This window comes from Herbaspirillum hiltneri N3 (assembly GCF_001267925.1).
GTDB classification, from domain to species: Bacteria; Pseudomonadota; Gammaproteobacteria; order Burkholderiales; family Burkholderiaceae_D; genus Herbaspirillum; species Herbaspirillum hiltneri.
Genome location: NZ_CP011409.1, coordinates 4,458,512 through 4,477,213, shown reverse-complemented (window position 1 = coordinate 4,477,213; position 18,702 = coordinate 4,458,512). Strand labels below are relative to the sequence as shown.

Annotated in this window: 21 protein-coding genes; 17 read left to right on the top strand and 4 right to left on the bottom strand. The window is 50.4% G+C overall.

Features of this window, described 5'->3' with window-relative positions:
* Positions 1-24: 24 nt before the first annotated feature.
* Positions 25-1,038, bottom strand: a complete 1,014-nt coding sequence (locus F506_RS20255; RefSeq protein WP_200907693.1) for a hypothetical protein — start codon at positions 1,036-1,038, stop codon at positions 25-27.
* Positions 1,039-1,490: 452 nt separating this feature from the next.
* Here F506_RS20255 and F506_RS20250 point away from each other — a divergent pair, with 452 nt between their 5' ends.
* Together F506_RS20250 and F506_RS20245 are read left to right on the top strand one after the other, a co-directional pair.
* Complete coding sequence (locus F506_RS20250) at positions 1,491-1,853, top strand: transposase (protein WP_053200431.1); 363 nt, start codon at positions 1,491-1,493, stop codon at positions 1,851-1,853.
* Between the two features lie 15 nt (positions 1,854-1,868).
* Positions 1,869-2,120, top strand: coding sequence for an integrase core domain-containing protein (locus F506_RS20245; RefSeq protein ID WP_144424131.1), 252 nt, complete (start codon positions 1,869-1,871; stop codon positions 2,118-2,120).
* Between the two features lie 495 nt (positions 2,121-2,615).
* Here F506_RS20245 and F506_RS20240 read toward each other — a convergent pair whose 3' ends face one another.
* Positions 2,616-3,281: a hypothetical protein gene (locus F506_RS20240; protein WP_144424130.1), complete on the bottom strand. Its 666-nt coding sequence runs from the start codon at positions 3,279-3,281 to the stop codon at positions 2,616-2,618.
* Between the two features lie 67 nt (positions 3,282-3,348).
* A complete protein-coding gene (locus tag F506_RS22895; RefSeq protein WP_083458112.1) occupies positions 3,349-3,522 on the bottom strand; it encodes a DUF1289 domain-containing protein in 174 nt (57 codons plus the stop codon).
* A gap of 745 nt (positions 3,523-4,267) precedes the next feature.
* Here F506_RS22895 and F506_RS23710 point away from each other — a divergent pair.
* The 8 genes from F506_RS23710 to F506_RS20205 all read left to right on the top strand — a co-directional run bounded on the left by F506_RS23710 (position 4,268) and on the right by F506_RS20205 (position 12,102).
* Positions 4,268-8,038 (top strand): ATP-dependent DNA helicase, encoded by a 3,771-nt coding sequence (locus F506_RS23710; protein WP_083458110.1) that lies wholly within the window; start codon positions 4,268-4,270, stop codon positions 8,036-8,038.
* Positions 8,039-8,689: 651 nt separating this feature from the next.
* Entirely contained in the window at positions 8,690-9,229 is a 540-nt protein-coding gene (locus tag F506_RS20230) for a Pycsar system effector family protein (protein ID WP_144424129.1), read from the top strand.
* Positions 9,230-9,241: 12 nt separating this feature from the next.
* Complete coding sequence (locus F506_RS20225) at positions 9,242-10,615, top strand: nucleotide-binding domain-containing protein (RefSeq protein ID WP_053200421.1); 1,374 nt, start codon at positions 9,242-9,244, stop codon at positions 10,613-10,615.
* Between the two features lie 229 nt (positions 10,616-10,844).
* The gene (locus tag F506_RS20220) at positions 10,845-11,048 is read left to right on the top strand and encodes a hypothetical protein (protein WP_053200419.1); all 204 of its coding nucleotides are present in this window, start codon (positions 10,845-10,847) and stop codon (positions 11,046-11,048) included.
* A gap of 14 nt (positions 11,049-11,062) precedes the next feature.
* Positions 11,063-11,215, top strand: coding sequence for a hypothetical protein (locus F506_RS23450; RefSeq protein ID WP_158443145.1), 153 nt, complete (start codon positions 11,063-11,065; stop codon positions 11,213-11,215).
* Positions 11,216-11,228: 13 nt separating this feature from the next.
* Entirely contained in the window at positions 11,229-11,558 is a 330-nt protein-coding gene (locus tag F506_RS20215; protein WP_053200417.1) for a hypothetical protein, read from the top strand.
* A 54-nt stretch (positions 11,559-11,612) separates the two neighbouring features.
* Positions 11,613-11,879, top strand: a complete 267-nt coding sequence (locus F506_RS20210) for a helix-turn-helix domain-containing protein (protein WP_053200415.1) — start codon at positions 11,613-11,615, stop codon at positions 11,877-11,879.
* A gap of 4 nt (positions 11,880-11,883) precedes the next feature.
* Positions 11,884-12,102, top strand: a complete 219-nt coding sequence (locus F506_RS20205; protein ID WP_053201812.1) for an AbrB/MazE/SpoVT family DNA-binding domain-containing protein — start codon at positions 11,884-11,886, stop codon at positions 12,100-12,102.
* Positions 12,103-12,142: 40 nt separating this feature from the next.
* Here F506_RS20205 and F506_RS22890 read toward each other — a convergent pair whose 3' ends face one another.
* The gene (locus tag F506_RS22890; RefSeq protein ID WP_083458107.1) at positions 12,143-12,331 is read right to left on the bottom strand and encodes a DUF1289 domain-containing protein; all 189 of its coding nucleotides are present in this window, start codon (positions 12,329-12,331) and stop codon (positions 12,143-12,145) included.
* A 1,755-nt stretch (positions 12,332-14,086) separates the two neighbouring features.
* Here F506_RS22890 and F506_RS20195 point away from each other — a divergent pair.
* The 7 genes from F506_RS20195 to F506_RS20175 all read left to right on the top strand — a co-directional run bounded on the left by F506_RS20195 (position 14,087) and on the right by F506_RS20175 (position 18,515).
* Entirely contained in the window at positions 14,087-14,452 is a 366-nt protein-coding gene (locus tag F506_RS20195) for a hypothetical protein (protein WP_144424128.1), read from the top strand.
* 64 nt (positions 14,453-14,516) lie between these two features.
* On the top strand, positions 14,517-14,852 hold the full coding sequence (locus F506_RS23345; RefSeq protein ID WP_144424127.1) for a hypothetical protein: 336 nt from the start codon (positions 14,517-14,519) through the stop codon (positions 14,850-14,852).
* Between the two features lie 339 nt (positions 14,853-15,191).
* A complete protein-coding gene (locus F506_RS22885) occupies positions 15,192-15,476 on the top strand; it encodes an immunity protein Imm33 domain-containing protein (RefSeq protein ID WP_083458105.1) in 285 nt (94 codons plus the stop codon).
* 96 nt (positions 15,477-15,572) lie between these two features.
* Positions 15,573-15,974 carry a lysozyme inhibitor LprI family protein gene (locus tag F506_RS20190; protein WP_053200409.1) on the top strand — a complete coding sequence of 134 codons (402 nt, stop codon included), beginning with the start codon at positions 15,573-15,575 and terminating at the stop codon, positions 15,972-15,974.
* 155 nt (positions 15,975-16,129) lie between these two features.
* Positions 16,130-16,579, top strand: coding sequence for a hypothetical protein (locus tag F506_RS20185; RefSeq protein ID WP_053200407.1), 450 nt, complete (start codon positions 16,130-16,132; stop codon positions 16,577-16,579).
* A 108-nt stretch (positions 16,580-16,687) separates the two neighbouring features.
* Positions 16,688-17,080, top strand: coding sequence for a hypothetical protein (locus tag F506_RS20180; RefSeq protein WP_053200405.1), 393 nt, complete (start codon positions 16,688-16,690; stop codon positions 17,078-17,080).
* A gap of 208 nt (positions 17,081-17,288) precedes the next feature.
* Positions 17,289-18,515, top strand: a complete 1,227-nt coding sequence (locus tag F506_RS20175) for an IS256 family transposase (RefSeq protein ID WP_053200403.1) — start codon at positions 17,289-17,291, stop codon at positions 18,513-18,515.
* The last annotated feature ends 187 nt before the right edge of the window (positions 18,516-18,702 follow it).

The window sequence follows — 18,702 nt, the reverse complement described above, 5'->3', positions numbered from 1 at the left end:
ACCGTAGAAAAGGGGTTCCTGTGATCATGGGGATTGGCGAAGGGCGGGATTGTTTTTCCCCAAGCGCGCAGGATCCATGCCGGCCCCTATCTCGAAAAAATTGACATAGGGTTCGTGATCGAAGGTCGTGTCGCAATGCATCAGAACCTTGTTGCGCAGGGAAAAATAAATTTCCAGGTATTCCGCATCCCACGAATCCAGATAAGCGACTTTGAGCGCATTGAGAAGCGCCATTTCTTTGCGATAGGCGAAGTAGTTGGTATTTTCTTGCCAGGGCATTGATTTGATGTCGAAATCGTATACCTGCAAATCTGGAAGCAGCCCCAGGAGCAGCGACGCGATGCGTTCGACAATGAATACCTTCATCGCCAATGGCGCCTTGTGATACTCCGTGATGCCATTGAGCTTCTGCGCCAGCGGGCCGCCCTTTTTCTCAGCGATGTCGAAGAGTCGTTCGGTGATGACAAACCACTTTTTCCAGAAGACCGGTTTGGCGATGACGTAATTGCAAAAAACGGCACTGCGGAAGTCGTTGATGAAGGTCGTGAAATCGACGTTGATACCGAGCACGTCGAGGAATTCCTTCATCACCGGGATCATGCCCGGATGGCATCTGTTGCCGTGCTCGAAGACATTCAGATAGCAAGCGGCATCCTGGATCGTCGGCGAAAACGTATACACGTCGCCTCCCGGATTTTCTTTCATGAAGGAGAAGACGCGTCCCGAGTCAAGACATGTCTTGCTCTTGAAGAGCGGAGACAGGAAGCCGTAGTAGTCATGCTCTTCCAGCGTGGTATCGAGGAAGTATTGCCGGATCGCCCAATATTCACGCCAGTCAGGACGTGGATTGCCGGCAATCTCCAACGGGATAAAACCCGGGTCGAGCATGTTCTTGCTGGCCTGGTCATAGTGCAACTGAAAAATATTAATTTTCATTCGACAGTGTTTCAACGGTCTTGCATTTTTTATTGTTGTTTCATCCCGCAGTTTCGCAGGCGGAAATTCCCCCCGATGCGCTCGCACCGGAAAAAGCATCATCGTTGTTCAGTGCGTCATTCTAGGTGCGGCGGTCGCCGCCGTATGTCGCACGTTTGTGCTACACGCCTCCTTCGCAGGAGGTATTTCGAACGCGCGCAATGGCTCGTCGCCATTGCCGTAAACTATTATCATCGACCGGAAGAAGAGGGCTTGACCGCCTGTCTCACTTTTTGAAAATATTTTTCCCCAGCCGGGTTATCTGCTTTTCCCGGACACAAGTAAAATGGAGAGCAGGAGGGCGGAACGTCCGCAGCTCATATCCGACGTCGATGATGTGAAAGGTTCAAAGCGCAGAGCGTGCATCGCAGGCTGGTCTTCGGCAGCACCTGGCAGGTCAACTGTAGTTTTGCATCGAAAACTGACCCACTTAGTGGAGTGAACCCCCTCGGGCTGGACCAAGGCCAGTCGATGAAGTGATACGCTTGTCGAGCCTTCTCCAGAGGAGCGACACCATGGCAGCACGATGTCCATATCGGCGGCACAGTCTGCAGTTCAAGATTCAGATCTGCAGTGAAGTTCGCAGCGGCAAACTCGGGCGGCGAGAGGTGCTCAAGACTCATAACTTGTCGGCCAATCTCATGCAGATGTGGCTAGGACAGTTTGATCGCGGTGAGCTGGATCGGGAAGATGCTGCTGCATCAACGGTTGCAGAGTATGAAGCGCACATTGCTGCTTTAGAGCGGAAGGTCGGCCAGCTCACGATGGAACTCGATCTCCTTACAAAAACACCACGACTGCAACTCGTCAGCAACAACGAGAACTCATCGATCATCAGCGGCCCCAGGCCTGCTCCATCCGACGAGGCTGCCAAATGATCGTATCGGGACGCATTGGAAGAGTTTGGCTTACTTGGTTCGATGAGCGCGCCGGCCAATCCTTACCAGAATGCACAAGCCGAAAGCTTCATGAAGACGCTTAAAGTCGAAGAGGTCTATCTGGCGGGTTATGAGAAATTCGGCGATGTGGCCACGAGGCTGCCATACTTTATTGAAGAGATATACAACGAACGGCGCATGCATTCGGCGCTGGGATATCAATCACCGAACCAATTCGAAGCGCAACAAGTTCGGCAAGCGGCTTAGTTTCTCGATCACCCTTGGTCCAGCCCGAGGGGTTCACTCCATATCCATTGACTTGGAAGTCGGTGGTTTATCAGTATTGGATGGATGAAGTGTTTGAAAAAAAATTCAAGCAATAGTCCGACTAAGACCATTGCTTGAAGAAGTTACCTGACTGTGGCCAATAGTCAAAATTGAACCATAGGGGCCGTACGGGGATTTGCGATCCAACTGTAATTCGTACGATCCAACTATATTCCATACGGTCCAACTTTATTCCCTATTGACACACTGCGGTAGACAATTGATACCGTCGGTTTCACGAGGCTTCCAATTTTTAACACATTGATTTCGTTAGAAATCAACTCCGAAACCGAGGTATCTTCGGGGCCAATATACCTGTAGCTTCTATAGAAATTGCGGCGGAATAAATTGTTCCATCGGTTCGTCCGACCAGCCTAGCTTTGCGGCCCTCAATGGGGGTTTTTGATATGCCCTGTTGCGAGTCTCCGTTGCCGCTCAACCATTCTCTTCACGAGAAATTTTTATGGCATCGTTGAATTGAACCGTTTGTTCCAATCGGAGCAAGATTGGTGTTACGTTCCAGCTTGAACCATCTAATCCAGGCATTGCCACAATGAATCCGGTTCTGGTGAGTCCGCTGGCAATGGCGGTCAATTCGTCAGGGCTAAAATGGATTAGAGAGGATTGGATTTGAGGCCAGTAGTTTGAGTTCAAATCAATGGCTTTGAGGAGCTCTCTGCGTTGACGTTCTTTTATAAAGGCCGCCAAGACATCCAGTTCCTCTCCCCTTAATGACTCAATAACACCAGCAAATGAGAGAAAGTCATCGGCACTGAATCCCGGATGCGATTTGTGTCCGACAACTAGGCGAGCCAAGATACGCAAATTCTTGTGTGCGGCGCCAATCATCGCAGCTTGGTAATACCGAGCAGATTTTGCGACGAATCCGTCTGGGTCAGCAGCAAGTCGCTCGTGATTTGCAACGTGCCGCAGCTCTTCCCACAGAATTTTCTTCGATTCCTTCTGCCTCTTTTCATTTAGATTCAGCAAAATTTTCAGTACAGGAGCTGCGACGGAGTTCGCGGCGGTTAATGAAGGGCATGCAATCGTTACTGCTGCAAAAAACAGGTCAGTGTAGTTATCTCTGTTGTCGTTTGGCATATGTGGTTTCTAATCGGTTATTTTTCTACTGCAATTAAATAAGCTATTTGAGCTCAATTTTCTTTGTCTATTTTCGGATTTCCTTCATCCGTATTTTCGCGCGTTCCACGGTCGCTTTCTGCTCCTTGTACTTCATCTTCTTCCACTTTTTGATTTCTGAGGTGGAGCGGCCGCAGCCGGTGCATACGTCATGCTTCAGGTGACACAATGAAATGCAGGGGCTCTTGATTTCTTTCGACATGTTGTGAACGGTAATCGGACTATCGGCCGAGTCTATATCTAGTTGGAGAGCAGGACGTCGTGCTGAACATCCCAAGTATGAAAGAGATAATTGAGTCCATACAGGTGAGGGTACCAGCCTTGTGAAGGGGCGAGTTATTCATCACGGCAGTCATTGGCTCCTGCCGGAGCAGCCAGATGTTGTATCCGAGTGAGTGTCATTATGACAATAAACTTGCAGCGCGGCCGTGGTGAGTTGTGTAGCAAGACCCATTAGGTGAGATTTTCCGCTACGCCCAGTAAGGCTTTGCGGGAAGTGAGAATCATCGACTGAGATAAAGGGAACCATAACTTGAGATTCTCCTCGGCACGGTAGCGTAGCGCACATCAGACTTTGGATGCCTCTGACGCTATCGCAAAAGAACGCATTCAAGCGACTGAGTCTGAACCATCGGACGCAGAATTGAACACAGGTGCGATTTCTAGCGATGCCGAAGACGATGATTAGTTCTTGTGTCTTCGGCCCAGGATAAGCTGCAGGTGCGTGCCAAGGAATTCTCAGACCATGCTCGCTGCAGCCGCAGTGAGCGTCTCCATCTCTACACGCCGCACGCCGACTATACATCGTGCATACCCAACAAACTTATCGGTTTTACGCATTGCCTAAGCGCACGTTGTCGTGCAAAGTAGCTACGCGCGAAAAGTAAAGTGCAACGCTCCGGCATCGTCGTCACGAGTGATAGAAAAACTAGAAAAAGGGAAAAAGCATGGCCTTTATAAACCATTTGTCCGTTCGGGTTCCCTGGCATGATGACCAGTGGCGTGGGACAGTGTGCAAGAAGCCGCGCGAAAACGTAGCGTGCGTCGCTCTTCCTGAAATTGCTGCAAAGAAGATGGACGATGCTGAAGAATGTGTGGCCGGACACCGTTTCGATGAATTGTCCGAGTCAGAACTGCCACCATGCGTACGTGAGCGTGTATCGTTCATGGCGCCATTCGCGCTGCGTAGAGATTTCATCCATCCCTACAAGAGAAGCGCGACACCGGAACATCGTGACCTTAAGGCAATGACGCAACAACAGCCTGCGTTCTCAGCTACATGTATCCCGTTTAAATGGATGCGCCGGGAGCACGCAGATACATTATCCGCTTCGTGGCATCTTGATTTTGACCCCGCACGCGAACCGACCGAGCCTGATTGGCTGGTCAACAGCGGGTGGATTCAGAATGGCCGCAATCAACGTGCGATGCTTGATGGGTTTTTCTCGGCAATCAAACCTGACGATTCGTTGTGCTTCTTTTACGCTAAACAAACGCCTTTTTCGGACAATGCGCGCCGGGTTATCGTTGGTATCGGCCGCGTCAAGCGGGTCGGCAAACCTCTGCAATACGAGCGTGAGGGCCGTGCGGCTGATGCCGATACCTCGTATGTTTGGGACGTGACCATTGAACATTCGATTCGGCCAAGTGATGGAGATGGCTTCCTGCTGCCATATGCGGAGCTGGTAGCAGCGCAGGAGCTCGGTGCTGTTATTGACTGGGACCGGTGCCTTGCATTTTCGCCCGAAGGACTAACTGCAGAATTTTCATACGCTGCGGAGCATGTCAGCCACGACGGGGCAATCTCCGCACTTCTCGAGTGCAAACATGCTCTTGAAGCAGCGCGGGCCGTTCTTGTGGATGGCGATGCCATCCCGAAGGCGCTTCGATGGATTGATTCCCGAATATCAGAACTGTGGAATTTGCGGGGCGCTTACCCCGGGCTTGGTGCCGCGTTGACTGCCCTAGGTGCCCAACACGGAAACTTCCTGGCGCTGCACTTGGCTGAACAGTTGGGCGACAATGAAGACCCTTGGCCCCTTGTAGACAAGGTCATGCGAAATCCGATTTCCCTGCCTCCGACACTTCGAACGATAGTGACAAGTGACTTAACAGCAGTGTGGAAGAACTTGAAGCCAAAGCGGCTTGAGCTTCTCAAGCTCTTGGCGCGGTTTGCAGTGACCAACGAACAAGCGGACCGGTTCTTCGTTTCCGCGGTCCGAAGTGCGTCCGGCCTCGACTATGTCGATGAGCAGTTGCTCGATAACCCGTACGTCATCTACGAAGGCGACAGGTTTTCATCCCCGGCATCGGATGAGCACACGCTCGAGCGTGTGACGCTAGAGACCATTGACCGCGGGGCGTATCCTGCAGAAGCGGTGGCCTTGAAGCATCCGCTACCAGAACCTTCTCGTATGTCCGGCGCGTTGGACAAACGTCGAATCCGAGCGCTGGTCATTGGACAGCTCGAGCATGCGGCAGAAGCCGGGGGGCATACGATGCTCCCTGAAGAGATGGTAATCCTGGGTATTCGAAGTGCGAAACTTGAGCCGCCTTGTCCTGCTTCAGAGGATGTGATTGAGGCAGTTGCTGAGTTCTTCCCTTACGAAGTATTTCGCGTCGCCCTCAAGGGTGGGAAGCCCGCGCTACAGCTTCAGCGCTACGTCGCGTCCAAGAAAATGCTTTCGAAGGAGATTCACAATCGAGCGCTTATCGGCAGGCGCTTTGAAATCCAGAATGACTGGAGAGCTCGGCTGGATAACCTTCTGCCGCCACTCGATGAAGCTGACAAGGACGAAGAGCGTGCACGAGATGAAAAAGCTGCAGCGCTGGCCGAGCTGGCGGCATCTCGCTTCTCCATTCTGATTGGTCCAGCCGGCGCCGGCAAGACCACGGTGCTCAAAGCGCTATGTGAGCATGAGGACATTGCCAAAAAAGGGGTGCTTCTATTGGCGCCGACAGGCAAAGCCCGCGTTCAGCTGAGTCAAAAATCTGGACAGGATGCGTCGACCCTCGCTCAATTCCTGTTGGGATGCGGAGCGCGGTTCGATAGCAGAACAGGCGTCTACAAGACCGTCGTTGGGGCTCCCTATGATGGCTGCAAGACCGTAATCGTTGATGAAGCTTCAATGCTCACTGAAGACATGTTGTCCGCACTTTTCGACGCTATCAAAGGGACCGTTGAAAGAATTATCCTGGTGGGTGACCCAAGACAGTTGCCTCCAATTGGTGCCGGCAAGCCGTTCTTCGACGCGGTGACTCACCTCACTCCAGAGACCGATGGTCAATTTCCACGGGTGGGGAAAGGGTACGCGGAGTTGACCATCCAGCGTCGCCATAAGGCCTCTGGCGAAACGGACAGTTTTCCGCTCGACCTGCAATTGGCGAACTGGTTCAGTGGGCGCCCATTGGCACCAGGCGAGGATGAGGTCTGGTCCATACTTGGTGGCCCGGGAGATACGACCGGCCGCGTGACGACGCATCGCTGGGACTCGGTTGAAGAACTACGCAAGACGATGTTGGAATGCTTGTGCAAGGAACTGGACCTGAAGGGGGTAGACGACCAGCAAGGGTTTGCCCTTAGCTATGGGGGTGTCGCGAAGAACGACTATGTACGGTTCGAAACTGGTGCTGCCTCGCGAGTCGATGACTGGCAGGTGTTGACGCCATTGCGCAATGACGTCTTTGGAGCCAAAGACATCAATCGCCTGCTGCACCGTACCTTTCGCAAGGATGCAATTTCTTGGGCTAACAACGGCCGCCGTAGCGGCGCCAGGACTACTCCGCCCAGAGGGATGGAGGAAATTGTCTACGGTGATAAAGTTATCAACGTTCGAAATCACAAGCGCAAGCATGTGAATCCCACCGAAGGGGCGCTTCAGTACATCGCCAATGGCGAAATCGGCGTCGTTGAGGGCGAGATAGCTGCAAGTGGTTCTAACCACGAGCCATGGAGGACGAAAGTTGAATTTTCTTCACAGCAAGGATTTGTTTATAACTACGGGAAGTCAGATTTCGACGCGGATAGAGGCCCGTCGCTCGAGTTGGCTTTTGCTGTCACTGTTCACAAAGCACAGGGGAGCGAGTTCGAGACCACTATTCTTGTGCTTCCTAAGAAGAGCCGGCTCATAAGCCGCGAGATGCTGTACACGGCCTTGACGCGCCAGAAGCGACGGGTGGTCATTCTGCACCAAGGCGAATTGGCTGACTTACAGCAATTGGCAACTGACGACAACGCTGTCATTCCAGCCCGTTTCACGAACTTGTTTGAGAAAGAGGCGCCGGAACTTCTTCCCGCGCCAGTGCAGGTGGCTGGCAAGTGGCTTGACGAGAAGTTGATTCACAGGTCGAGGCGGGGGACGTTACTACGGTCGAAGTCAGAGGTCATCATCGACGATGCGCTCGCCGCACACGACATTGATGCCGCCTACGAAGTCCGTTTCTATGGAATTGACGGAAAGGGGTACCGCCTTCCTGATTTTACAATCGAGGACCAATCACTTGGCAGGACCATTCTCTGGGAACATTGCGGCATGCTTGCCGATACAGGTTACGCGGAGCGATGGGAAAAGAAGTTGGAATGGTATCGACAAAATGGTGTCAAGTTGCTTTCCGAGGGTGGCGGTGAAAGAGCCTCCTTAGTGGTGACGATGGATGACGCACGCGGGGGTATCGACGGAAAAGCAATCGACGAGCTCATCGAGGAAATATTTGATTGATTGTTCGGACGGCAGAAATCGTTCTCTGCCGTCCTCCTAACGAGAAAGCAAGATGCATCGCGACCAATTGACCGCCGAAATCGAACATTTGGCATTTGAATTTTTCATCTGTTTCTCACGTGTTGCTGCCGATGCCAAATTGACCCAGGATGCCGGAAAGCGTTGACCTACCCCGATAGCAAACGCTGGCCCAGTCAGAGGTTGCGCAAATTTCTGCAGGGTCAGTCAAAATCAGCATCCTGGGTCAATTCGACATCGACGCCAACAGACAGGGCTCAGTAAGTACGAAAAAACTCGTAAATCAAAGAGAAGCTTTTTCATGAGAGTCCGCTTGGGGTCGAAAGCGGCCACTGGCGACAATCTAATACAAAAAGGCCACCTATTACGGTGGCCTTTTTATTTACTAAGCCATGTTCAGAACAATATTGCAGAGCTATCAAAATTCATCTATCGATAAATATCTCAACGGATGCGTCCCTAAATCTCAGCTTATGGGTCCTGCTACAAGTTGCGCTAGTGCGCCTCGACCTTTAATCAGTCTCCCTTATCTTTATAAGGGGGCTGCTGTGTATTCATTGGCAATTCTCGTGCCATAATAAAAATCCAATCTCACAAAAAATGTAGGGGGGCTGCATGGCAGATGGGGCGCCAATGGATTTGAAGCGCGCTGAAAATCAGCAAAAGCTTCTCTTGGAAATTCTCAAGCGATACGACGTCTATGTCGGTGCCACGAACGCCAAAATAGCGGTCATACTTTCTTACTGCATGGCCTACGTGGGAGGCGTGGCTTTCAAGGTTATCGACCTCTCGGCCAAACGTACCGCGGATTGGTCTTGGTGGCTGTCCCTTCTCTTTGCCGGCGTATCAGTGGCCGCCACTCTCTATGCCGCCTACCAGGCATACGAAGCGCTAAGCCCCAAGACACCACTTGGGCGGGCCCAACATGAACAGCCGTCTATCGTTTTCTTCGGGGATGTGGCGAACCTCGCTGGCGGTCGCGACGGATATGTCAAACGCATCAACGAAATAACCGATTCAGAGATAGTCGAAGATTTGGCACGTCAGGTACATGTAATGGCCGGCGTCGTGTCAGCGAAGATGGGGACTCTTAATGGCTCCATCCGGGTTCTTGCTAAGGTGCAGCTTCCCTTAAGCTTACTGGCAATCTTCTGTCTGTGTTTGACGACCTAAAGAGCCCGGGCCATGAACAAAAAAAATCAAGAACTGTTCCGTTCCAGTTTCGAGTCAATGTTGAAGTCAGATGGCTTCGCCACTCTCGAAAAATCCAACAAGGTTCTCGCCGAGGCAGTTAGGCGCGCAGATTCAGTTCACGTTTTTGATGGTGCTGACGGTAGCGGTTTCGGACTTGCGCAAGCAGACGCAGACGAATATACGATTCAGCGTCCTATCCGTGAATGGTTTGGGAAAACCGGTATCAATACTGGAAACATCGGCGCGCATCCCGATTTTGAGTATTTGGACGGAACGGATGCTGTTCGAAAGCACCACATCACAACAGTCTTCATCGACATCAAGAATTCCACACGTCTCTCACTCCGTTATGACCTAATGGTTGTTAGAAAGATTAAGAATTCGATTCTGCGGGCCGCTTCGGAGACAGTGCGAGCATTGGACGGCCATGTCCATCGGTTCATGGGTGACGCGCTAATGGCCTACTTTGGGGGGATTAGCCAGGACAGAGAAAGCGCATGCATGGCTGCCATCAACTGCTCAGCGATGCTACGCCTGCTGATGGACGAGTCCATCGGGCCGGGACTGCTAAAGCAAGGTATTGAGCCGGGAGACATCGGCTTCCGTGTTGGTATTGACTATGGCGGAGACGACGACGTTCTCTGGTCGTCCTATGGATACACCGATGTGTCGGAAGTGACTGCCACCTCATTTTTTGTTGATGCGGCAGCCAAGCTTCAGTCAATGGCGTCGAAAGACCGTGCGATGCTCGGCAACAACCTAGTGCGGCACCTGGATTTTCCGGAAATGTACATCGGAAGAAAGACCGAAATGCAGAATGGAAAACCTGTTGAAGTGCAGTATCTGCGTCCGAACTACACATTGCCAGATGGTAATAGCCACAATTACGAGATTCACGAACTCAAGTTCAAGGATTTCGCGAAGTTGCTGCCAATTCCCTTGGACATGCGCGAGGGCTTGGTGAACGGTACGAAGGCCCACGCTGGGATTAGCTTTAAAGCCTACTCACAAGACACACACCTTTCAAATGAATACAAATCTCTTTCCAGATGCGTCAACAAAGGCACTAGGATTTTCTTTCAAGTCCACATAGAAGCTCACGCACTCGACGGCCTTCGTTTGCCTCTACGAGGTGAATGGACTAGAAAGAATCATGGTCAGGAAGCTGTGGATGATGGAATGGGACATGATGAACATGGCACCTTCGACGTCCGGCCTAACGCAGCGAATCGTGGGCGAGAGGCCAAGGTATATAACTGGGACCGAGAGGCCAAATATCGAGGTATTCACACTATGGAGGTCAGAATCTTCGACACTCGGAACGAGCTCATGTTTGCCGACATCATTGGCATCCATATCCGCTAAAGAAGTGAACCTGTTTTTACGGCAGGATTTCTTGCTTTTCGATTCGCCCTCTTTATTGGCAGCGGGTTTGCTCGTTTGCCACGCTGGCATCATCATTTTTATTGCGAAGCTTGATATATCAAGCATTACATATCGCAACGCTCGGTATATCGCACGCGCGAGCCAACTGTCTTGCCTCCTAGCTTTCCCCCACCTAGACTGATTGCATTGATGCCACCGCGGAAATGCCATGAGCAATGTGGATATCGCTCCTTCAATAGATTTAGATGTGGCGCTTAAGAAGCTTCACCAGCTGCAGCTGGTGGACGGCGACTTGGGTGCGCAATATTGGTATCAAATTTCGTTGTTGCTAAAGGAGGCTGCGCAATACCGACAACGTGCCTTATCGGCCGAGCAGAGACTCGACAAGATTCAGACCTTGTTGAATGAATAGGAGAGGAACGGAAAATGACCATCGATACCAAATTTACGCACTTGACACCTGAAGGAGGGAACGTGTTTGCGGATTTGGGGTTTGAGCCAGAGGACGCGGCGACCCTGCAGCTCGGTTCGCAAAAAATTATTCGAGAGAAGTTGGTCGTTAAAAACTCCTTGATGTAAGGGCGCTCGACTGATGAAAAACCTATCTGACATCTCCGATTTTCTCAGAAACGAGTTGAGTCAATACGCGTTCAACTACGACGACCTGGATGCTAGCCTGGGATTTTCCGCCGGCACCATTGTCAAAATTCTGGACGAGCAGGGAGACTTCAGTGTGATGGAGTTGATGTCTTTGCTGGACCGGCTTGGCTACGAAATTGCTATTTTTGACAAAAAGGTGCTGCAGCAGTTTATAGATGGGCCCAACGGACCGGCTCCACCGTTGACAGTCAAGACCGGAGTCCAACTGGCGCTCGATAAGCTTCATGAAGCCACCGTAAGCGGTTCCCCGTCACCGCTGTAAAAAAATGAAATACTCAATATTCGTAGTAATTGCCGAATACATCTTAAACACTGTATGAACGAATTTACTGTGCAAGGCCCTGACACTCTTAGCGTGCTGCTGCAGGCCTATCGCAAAGAAGCACGGATGACGAAGAGAGAAGCCGCTCGGCGCCTCGGCATCAAGAAACAGGCGTTCTCCGCTCTGGAACGCAATCCTGGGGCGGTCAGCACGGAGAGGGTACTGAAGTTGTTGAATGTGCTTGGCGTAGAAGTCGTCATGCGCGCCAAAACGGAGGGGCCAAAAGGCGTGTCGACGTTTCGCGGTGGTCCCGCCTGGTAGCGCTATGACCAAATTAGTCACATTGACATCCAAGGGGCGGGTCACGCTACCTAAAGAGCTGCGTGCCAGTCTCGGCCTTGAGCCTGGTGCCAAGCTGACGTTCTCACAGCTGGCTGATGGGACCGTGATAATGCGCGTCAAGCATCAGAAGTTGTCTGACCTCGCGGGCATCCTGACCGGACAGAATCAACCATCTGTCACTATCGCGGATATGAAACGTTGACTGATTTTTGCGTGGAGAGGTATTGACGCCGGCAACTAGCCTATCGCTTCCCTTCTTTCTTGCGGATTTCCTTCAGCCTTACCGCCGCGCGCCCCACGGTCGCCTTCTGTTCCTTGTGTTTCATGCCCTTCCAATCCTTGATTTCAGATTTGGAGCGGCCACAACCAGTGCAGACATCGTGCTTCAAATAACAAAGTGAGACACAAGGGCTTTTAACTTCTTTACTCACCGTCGGTTCCTGGATGTGTTGATTTAGACATTCTCAGACATGCTAGCGGAAGATGGTTTTTCAATAGTAAGCCAGAGTTTGCATAAAAACTAAGCGATTGCGGCTTGAGTCGCAGGGAGTCTTGGGGCAGAGGATGCCGTCTAGTTACCCAAAGGTTAGAGGGTACGGCGAGGAATCGAGTATGACCCGGAGCGAGGCTGTTCGGCGCCTCGGCATCACTCAATTAGGCGTGCTCTGTTCTGGAGCGCAATCCGGGGTCGGTCTTAAGCTATTGAACGTGTTCGGTGTAGAAGTCGTCGTATGTGCCAAAAGGAAGGGCCCCAGAGCTGTGTCTGCATATCTTGTCGGCCCTGCTTGGTGGGCATATGACCAGATTGGTCAATTGACATCACAAGGGGCGGGTCACGCTGTTTAAGTAGCTGCGGTCCGTCTCGGCCTGAGGCTTCATTGGATAAGCATTTCAGGCTCGGATGATTGTCACTGTGAACAGACAGACGGCTTCCGTGTAGGTATAGGAAAAGCAATCCAATCACTTTTCTCTGATTATCGGCATGTTCTGGGGGGGGGAATGCAGGTTCTAATCGAGAAATTCTCTATTTCGTCAAAAGTGCATCCTGGGGAAGAAGTCCATGTAACCATTCAGCGCGACACTGCTTATGAGTCTATCCGCCGGCTTAAGGGCACCTTCCAAGTGGACCTTTACGTCGGTGCTCATCGCTTGGAACAGAATTACTATGGCTTAACGGAGAGTCAAGCCAAAGAAACAGTCCTTCGGTATCTGCTCGAGCAGGTTGACGGCATAGCGCCGCCATTGCATTAGGTTGAGGTCTCTTTCTCCGGCCCCCACAATTTCCACAAAACAGGCTAGGCGGAGTCCAGTTGGCGCGTGACAAGCGTAAGGAATAGCCGAAACAGCTCTTTGAATATGTGTCGGAACGGCGCCCGCGATATCCGCTTGGAATTTTCGTCCCAGGAGTTTCGCGCTCGGTTGACCAAGCACCCCGTTCAGATGGAGGACAGCGTCCTATGGCCCCATCTCTGCTTACCTACACCTCGCCTTCTTGCCACTACAGCGGGCTTTTCGTCGAATTCAGCGACCAAGAAAATATAGCGCATTCCGTGAAGCTCCCGCAAGGGAAGCGGTTCTTAGAAATTACATTCCTCTAGTTTTGAGACAATCGTTAGAGACAAACGGCTAGTTTTAGGACATTTCGCGTCGACTTCATCTCACCATTTGCTGGTAGGGGCCGCTTATTCGCTGCTTTTAAAAGTGACGACAAACTTCGGTCCAGCGGAGGTCTGGGATAAAACAAGATGACGCATCTCAGATATGTGAATTCATAAAGATGGTCAGATGATTGTCAGTTCTGGATGCAATCATCAGTTGCAGACGAATATATGGCCTGCTAAGGCAGAAATCAGCCAGTAGCAGACTTGCAAAGACCTAGAATCACAGTAGCGTTCTTGAATAGTCGAATACAGACCAGTTCTTCAAGCCAGGTTCGCACAAGTTTTCAACTTTTTCGCTGATACGAAATACACAGCCCAATGAATTTTTTCAATAGTAGCCAACTACGGCGTCATTTTAAATGGCCGCTGGTAGCAATCTGGACTGGGTTCGCTCTGTACGCTGCATCTGTTTTCGTTCTGAGTCCGTACAGCACATTTCATGACGTAGACACTAGCTATTTGAATTATCCATTATTGTCTATGGCATCGGCCTCGCTGCTAGCTCTGCTTGTCTTGATAGCTCCTATGAGGAAATTCCTGAAAAATCATCCGGTAGTGGAGGCCGGGTTCTGGATTCTGGTCGTATTAATTTTTCTGTCTTATCAGATTGCATTGGCGACTAATATTATTTTTGATAAAAGCCCATCCAAAAAAATCGATGTCTGGGTTAAGCAAAAAGTGGCATATACCGGAAAGGGTGCCCATCTGACATTGCTTCTAAATGGGCCCCGAATCGACTACCAGCGGCAAATCTTGAATGTAAGACCCGAAGTCTTTGACCACGTCAAATTGGGAGACCAAATTTCATTGTCGGTACATACCGGAGCGCTCGGTCTACTTTGGTTTGATGGCTCTTGGAGTAAGGTGCCATTCGACGAGAAGCGGCCATAGATATCCGTAGACGCCTAGCAATGCGCTCTTCGTTACCACATAAAATTCAATAAAAGAACGTGAAATGTCTAATCAACTATCGGCTATTTTTCTTCTTCTGTTTCTTGTAGCGACAACGATTTTTCTCTATAGAGAAAAAATGAAGTTTGAACGACCTATTGGGGCCTGTTTAGTTGGGTGGCGATTGATTTGTATTGGTGCTGTAATTTTCTGGTTGGCTGGAGTAGGTACTCTTTGCAAGCACCTTGGAGATGCAGACGCAACTGGCGGAGTGACAATACGGTTCGCAGACATGGATATAGGCGACCATGTATTTTTTTATCTGCTGTTTGTCGGTGCATTTGTAATGTTTTTAGGCTTTGCAGTAGTTTTTGTATATCCGTGCACAAAAAGGAAATAGATGTTTGGCCATGTCAGATATCAGCTTTCGCCATTCGCCAATTGACTTTCTCAACATGCGAGGGCGTCAACTTAAAATCGTGATAGCCGTAATTAAAAAAGCAAAAAATGAGGTAAAAAATGGCAGCTCCAAATGGTCCAGATGACGAAACGTGGCAGCGTATGAGTCCTCGTGAGCGAAGAACTTACTGGATAGTTATTTCATTGGTTTTTGGAATAATTGGAGGCGCGTTCTTGTTTAAACTATTGAAAAAGTCAAGGCGCCAACTCAACAATCGAAGACGTCCACAACCGGCCAGAAGCTGGCAATCTCTATAACGCACAAAAAATTGGGAAATCTATGAGCTGGCTATTCGCAGACCCACCTAATATGGCCGTTATCTCGCATCGACGAATCGTTGAAGGAGCAAGTCCAATCTCATTTGTTTCACATGATGAAGATGATGGCGGTTGGCAGTTTTTTCCAAATTCTGATGGAGCATTGGACGCCTCCGAAGCGGTGGTCGCTAGCTTCAAAAGCATCGTTAATATTGACTCTTCAATCGTTGAGCTTGCTGACCTTCCATTAGGATGGTGCGCTCGGCGCACGTCACCAACGGGGCAATGGACTCGAGAGAAAATATAGAGGCACTACGGCTGCAATCGGCCAGAAGCGGACCTTCTCGCTGGCACGGCAACCCTATAGAACCGCTCACGACCACATAAAAAAAGCGACAATGAAATGAAACGCCAGTTACTTATCCTTCCTATCCTCTTGATGTGTCAGGCCGCACATGCGCACGATGAGAACCCGTTCACGCCGGAGTTCCAGCGTTGCGAAGCCAAAACTGAGGGGGTGACGCCTGATGCCATGGACTGCATCGATAAAGAATTCACCCGCCAAGACAAGCGTCTGAATCAGGCGTATCAAGCACTTCTCTCAGCATTGCCAAAGCGTAAGCAAGATGAATTGCGTAAAGCGCAACGGGCGTGGCTTGAGTACACAGAAAAGGATTGCTCGTTCCTTTACGATGGGCAAGAGTTCAATGGTCAAGATGACCGACTGAATGCGGCCTATTGTTCCGCTAGAGAACGCGCAGAGCGAGCAACGGCATTGCAGCAGTTGCTCAATCGAATTCAGTAAGGTACGACTTATCGGTCAAGAGCCGGCATTCGAACTGGTATGCAGCTTCCACATTTGCTATGGAAATCTATTAATAAGTTGTATTACCACGTTCGTTTTCCCGATATGTATCACGGCGAAATCTATATTTTCACCTTTAATTTCAGGAGCACATAATGGAACCGAAAGCCTTACGAACGAAGCCTCAGGCCGTCCGCAAAGCTATTAATCTTCTTTGGGCATCAACATTTGGCATAGGTTTGATAAAAACAATATTGGACTATTCGCATTGGAGCACCTTAGGTACCCCGATATTCCGTTTTTCTGTTCTGCTAATCACATCGGCGGTTCTGGTCTTATTAATTTTTAAAATGTCAGAAGGGAAAAATTGGGCAAGAATCACTTGGCTTGTTTTTTTCGTTCTTGGCCTGTTGCCGTCTTTTCTGACAATCAAAGGCGAACTGTCTCGTTCCCTTCTCTTGGGGGCGATTTCCATTATCCAAATTCTTGTTCAGATTTATGCAGGATATTTGCTTTTTTCAAAGGGGGGCGGCGTTTGGTTCCGCAAGCTGAACCAGTCTGATGAGCAAACAATAGGGCAAGCCCGCCTAGATAATTCCGTGTGAGGAAAAATCGCTGTCGAATGCTTCGCGAGTTCGAATTCCTCACGATAACTCAAGAAACGGAAATGTCCGCAGTCCGCCAATAGCTGACCTAAAAAAAGAAATAGCGGCATGACAAACATGACCATGAAGAAAGACCTTCAATTATTGTGCGCAGTTGGATTCGTTTTCTCTGTAGTCACCTTTCTTATCTCATTAGGCAAAGGGACTCCAATGTATAGCCGCGACGTCAATGTCCTATCCGCACTGGATATCTCAGTTGCTGTTGGATTGGCTGTCATCATCGTTTTTTCGCTGGGAGCACTACTTGTAAATAACTTTATTTATGCTGGTCAAAAGAAAGATTGGCGAGATTTTTGGTCGAAAGACATGCTTGAATATCTTTATCATCCGACTGTTACAGAGACATGGAGAATCGCACGCGGAAGGATGATATTGTTTCTCGCCACTTTTTTCATCACGTGGATAATCGGCATATTTTGTGTATTTTTGCGAACCCATTAGCGGAAGTCCGCAATCGGCCAGAAGCGAGCGTTCGCAGGAAAGTAAAAACTCGGTATTTGGTCTCTGCATAAGTCTACGTAGGTGTGATATCCACTGGTAAACTGCTCGCGCATTACAAACTAAGAACCATTACAAGGGAAGAGGGCCTGTACATAATTTTGTGTAAACGGACTATTGGCAGGAAACTGTCGCCTTGTCCGGAGCCACAATGAGTAAGAAGAAACACGACGTACCAGAAGAACTACTGGCTGGATTGCTAGCCAATTACAAGAATCCCGAAGATTTGATAGGTGAAGAAGGCCTGTTGAAACATCTCACCAAGCTGGTGGTGGAACGGGCGCTGGAAGCCGAGCTGAGCGAGCACCTTGGTCATGACAAGCATGGGAGCGTTGCCAATGACACGGGCAACACCCGGAACGGCAAGAGTCGCAAGACGCTCAAGGGTGAATTTGGCGAGCTGCCGATTGAAGTTCCCCGCGACCGTCATGGCAGCTTTGAACCGAAGCTGGTGACCAAGCATCAGACGCGTTGGGCCGGGTTCGACGACAAGATTATGTCGCTGTATGCCCGTGGCATGACGGTACGAGAGATTCAGGCACACCTTGAAGAGATGTACGGCACCGAGGTGTCACCCAGCCTGATTTCGTCGGTCACTGACGCCGTCGTCGATGAGGTCAAGGCATGGCAAGCCAGGCCATTGAATCCGATTTACCCCATCGTTTATCTGGACTGCATCCATGTCAAAGTGCGTGAGGGAACGGTGCGGGTAAAGGCCGTCTATCTGGCCATCGGTATCACCATGGACGGCGAGAAGGAAGTGTTGGGGCTGTGGCTGGCGCAAACGGAAGGTGCCAAATTCTGGCTGCAGGTCGTCACCGAGCTGCGCAATCGTGGTGTGCAAGATATCTTCATCGCCTGCGTGGACGGCCTGAAGGGCTTCCCAGATGCCATCGAGGCCGTCTTCCCGGAGACCACGGTTCAGCTGTGCATCGTCCATATGGTTCGATACAGTCTGAATTACGTTTCGTGGAAACGACGCCCGGAAGTGGCGGCAGACCTTCGACTGATTTACCAGTCGGCCACCGCCGAAGAGGCAGAACTTCGACTCCGTGAATTTGAAGAGAAATGGGATGCAGAGTATCTACCTATCGGCCAATCCTGGCGGCGCAATTGGCCCCGCCTGATTCCGTTCTTCGACTATCCGCCGGAAATTCGTAAGGTCATCTACACGACCAATGCTATCGAGTCAGTCAACATGAGTCTGCGCAAGCTGACGAAGAATCGGGGGGCGTTCCCTACCGATGAGGCGCTCGTCAAACTCTTTTACCTGGCATTGCGCAACATCAGTAAAAAGTGGACACTGCCAATCCGGGATTGGAAAGCTGCGCTAACCAGGTTCACCATCCAGTTCGGTGAACGTATTTCTATGAATTAAACGAAACCCCGTTTACACAAAAATTCGCACACGCCCACGTCTCAAGGGGAAAATTATTATGACGTTGCGACATGGCCCAGTTCCCGATGGGAGGCAAATGTTTGACGTATCCGCCCAGGAAACTGTCGAGCTTGCAGGACAATCGGGTCTGCAAGTAAGACATGTCAGCGAACGTCAGGACATGTTC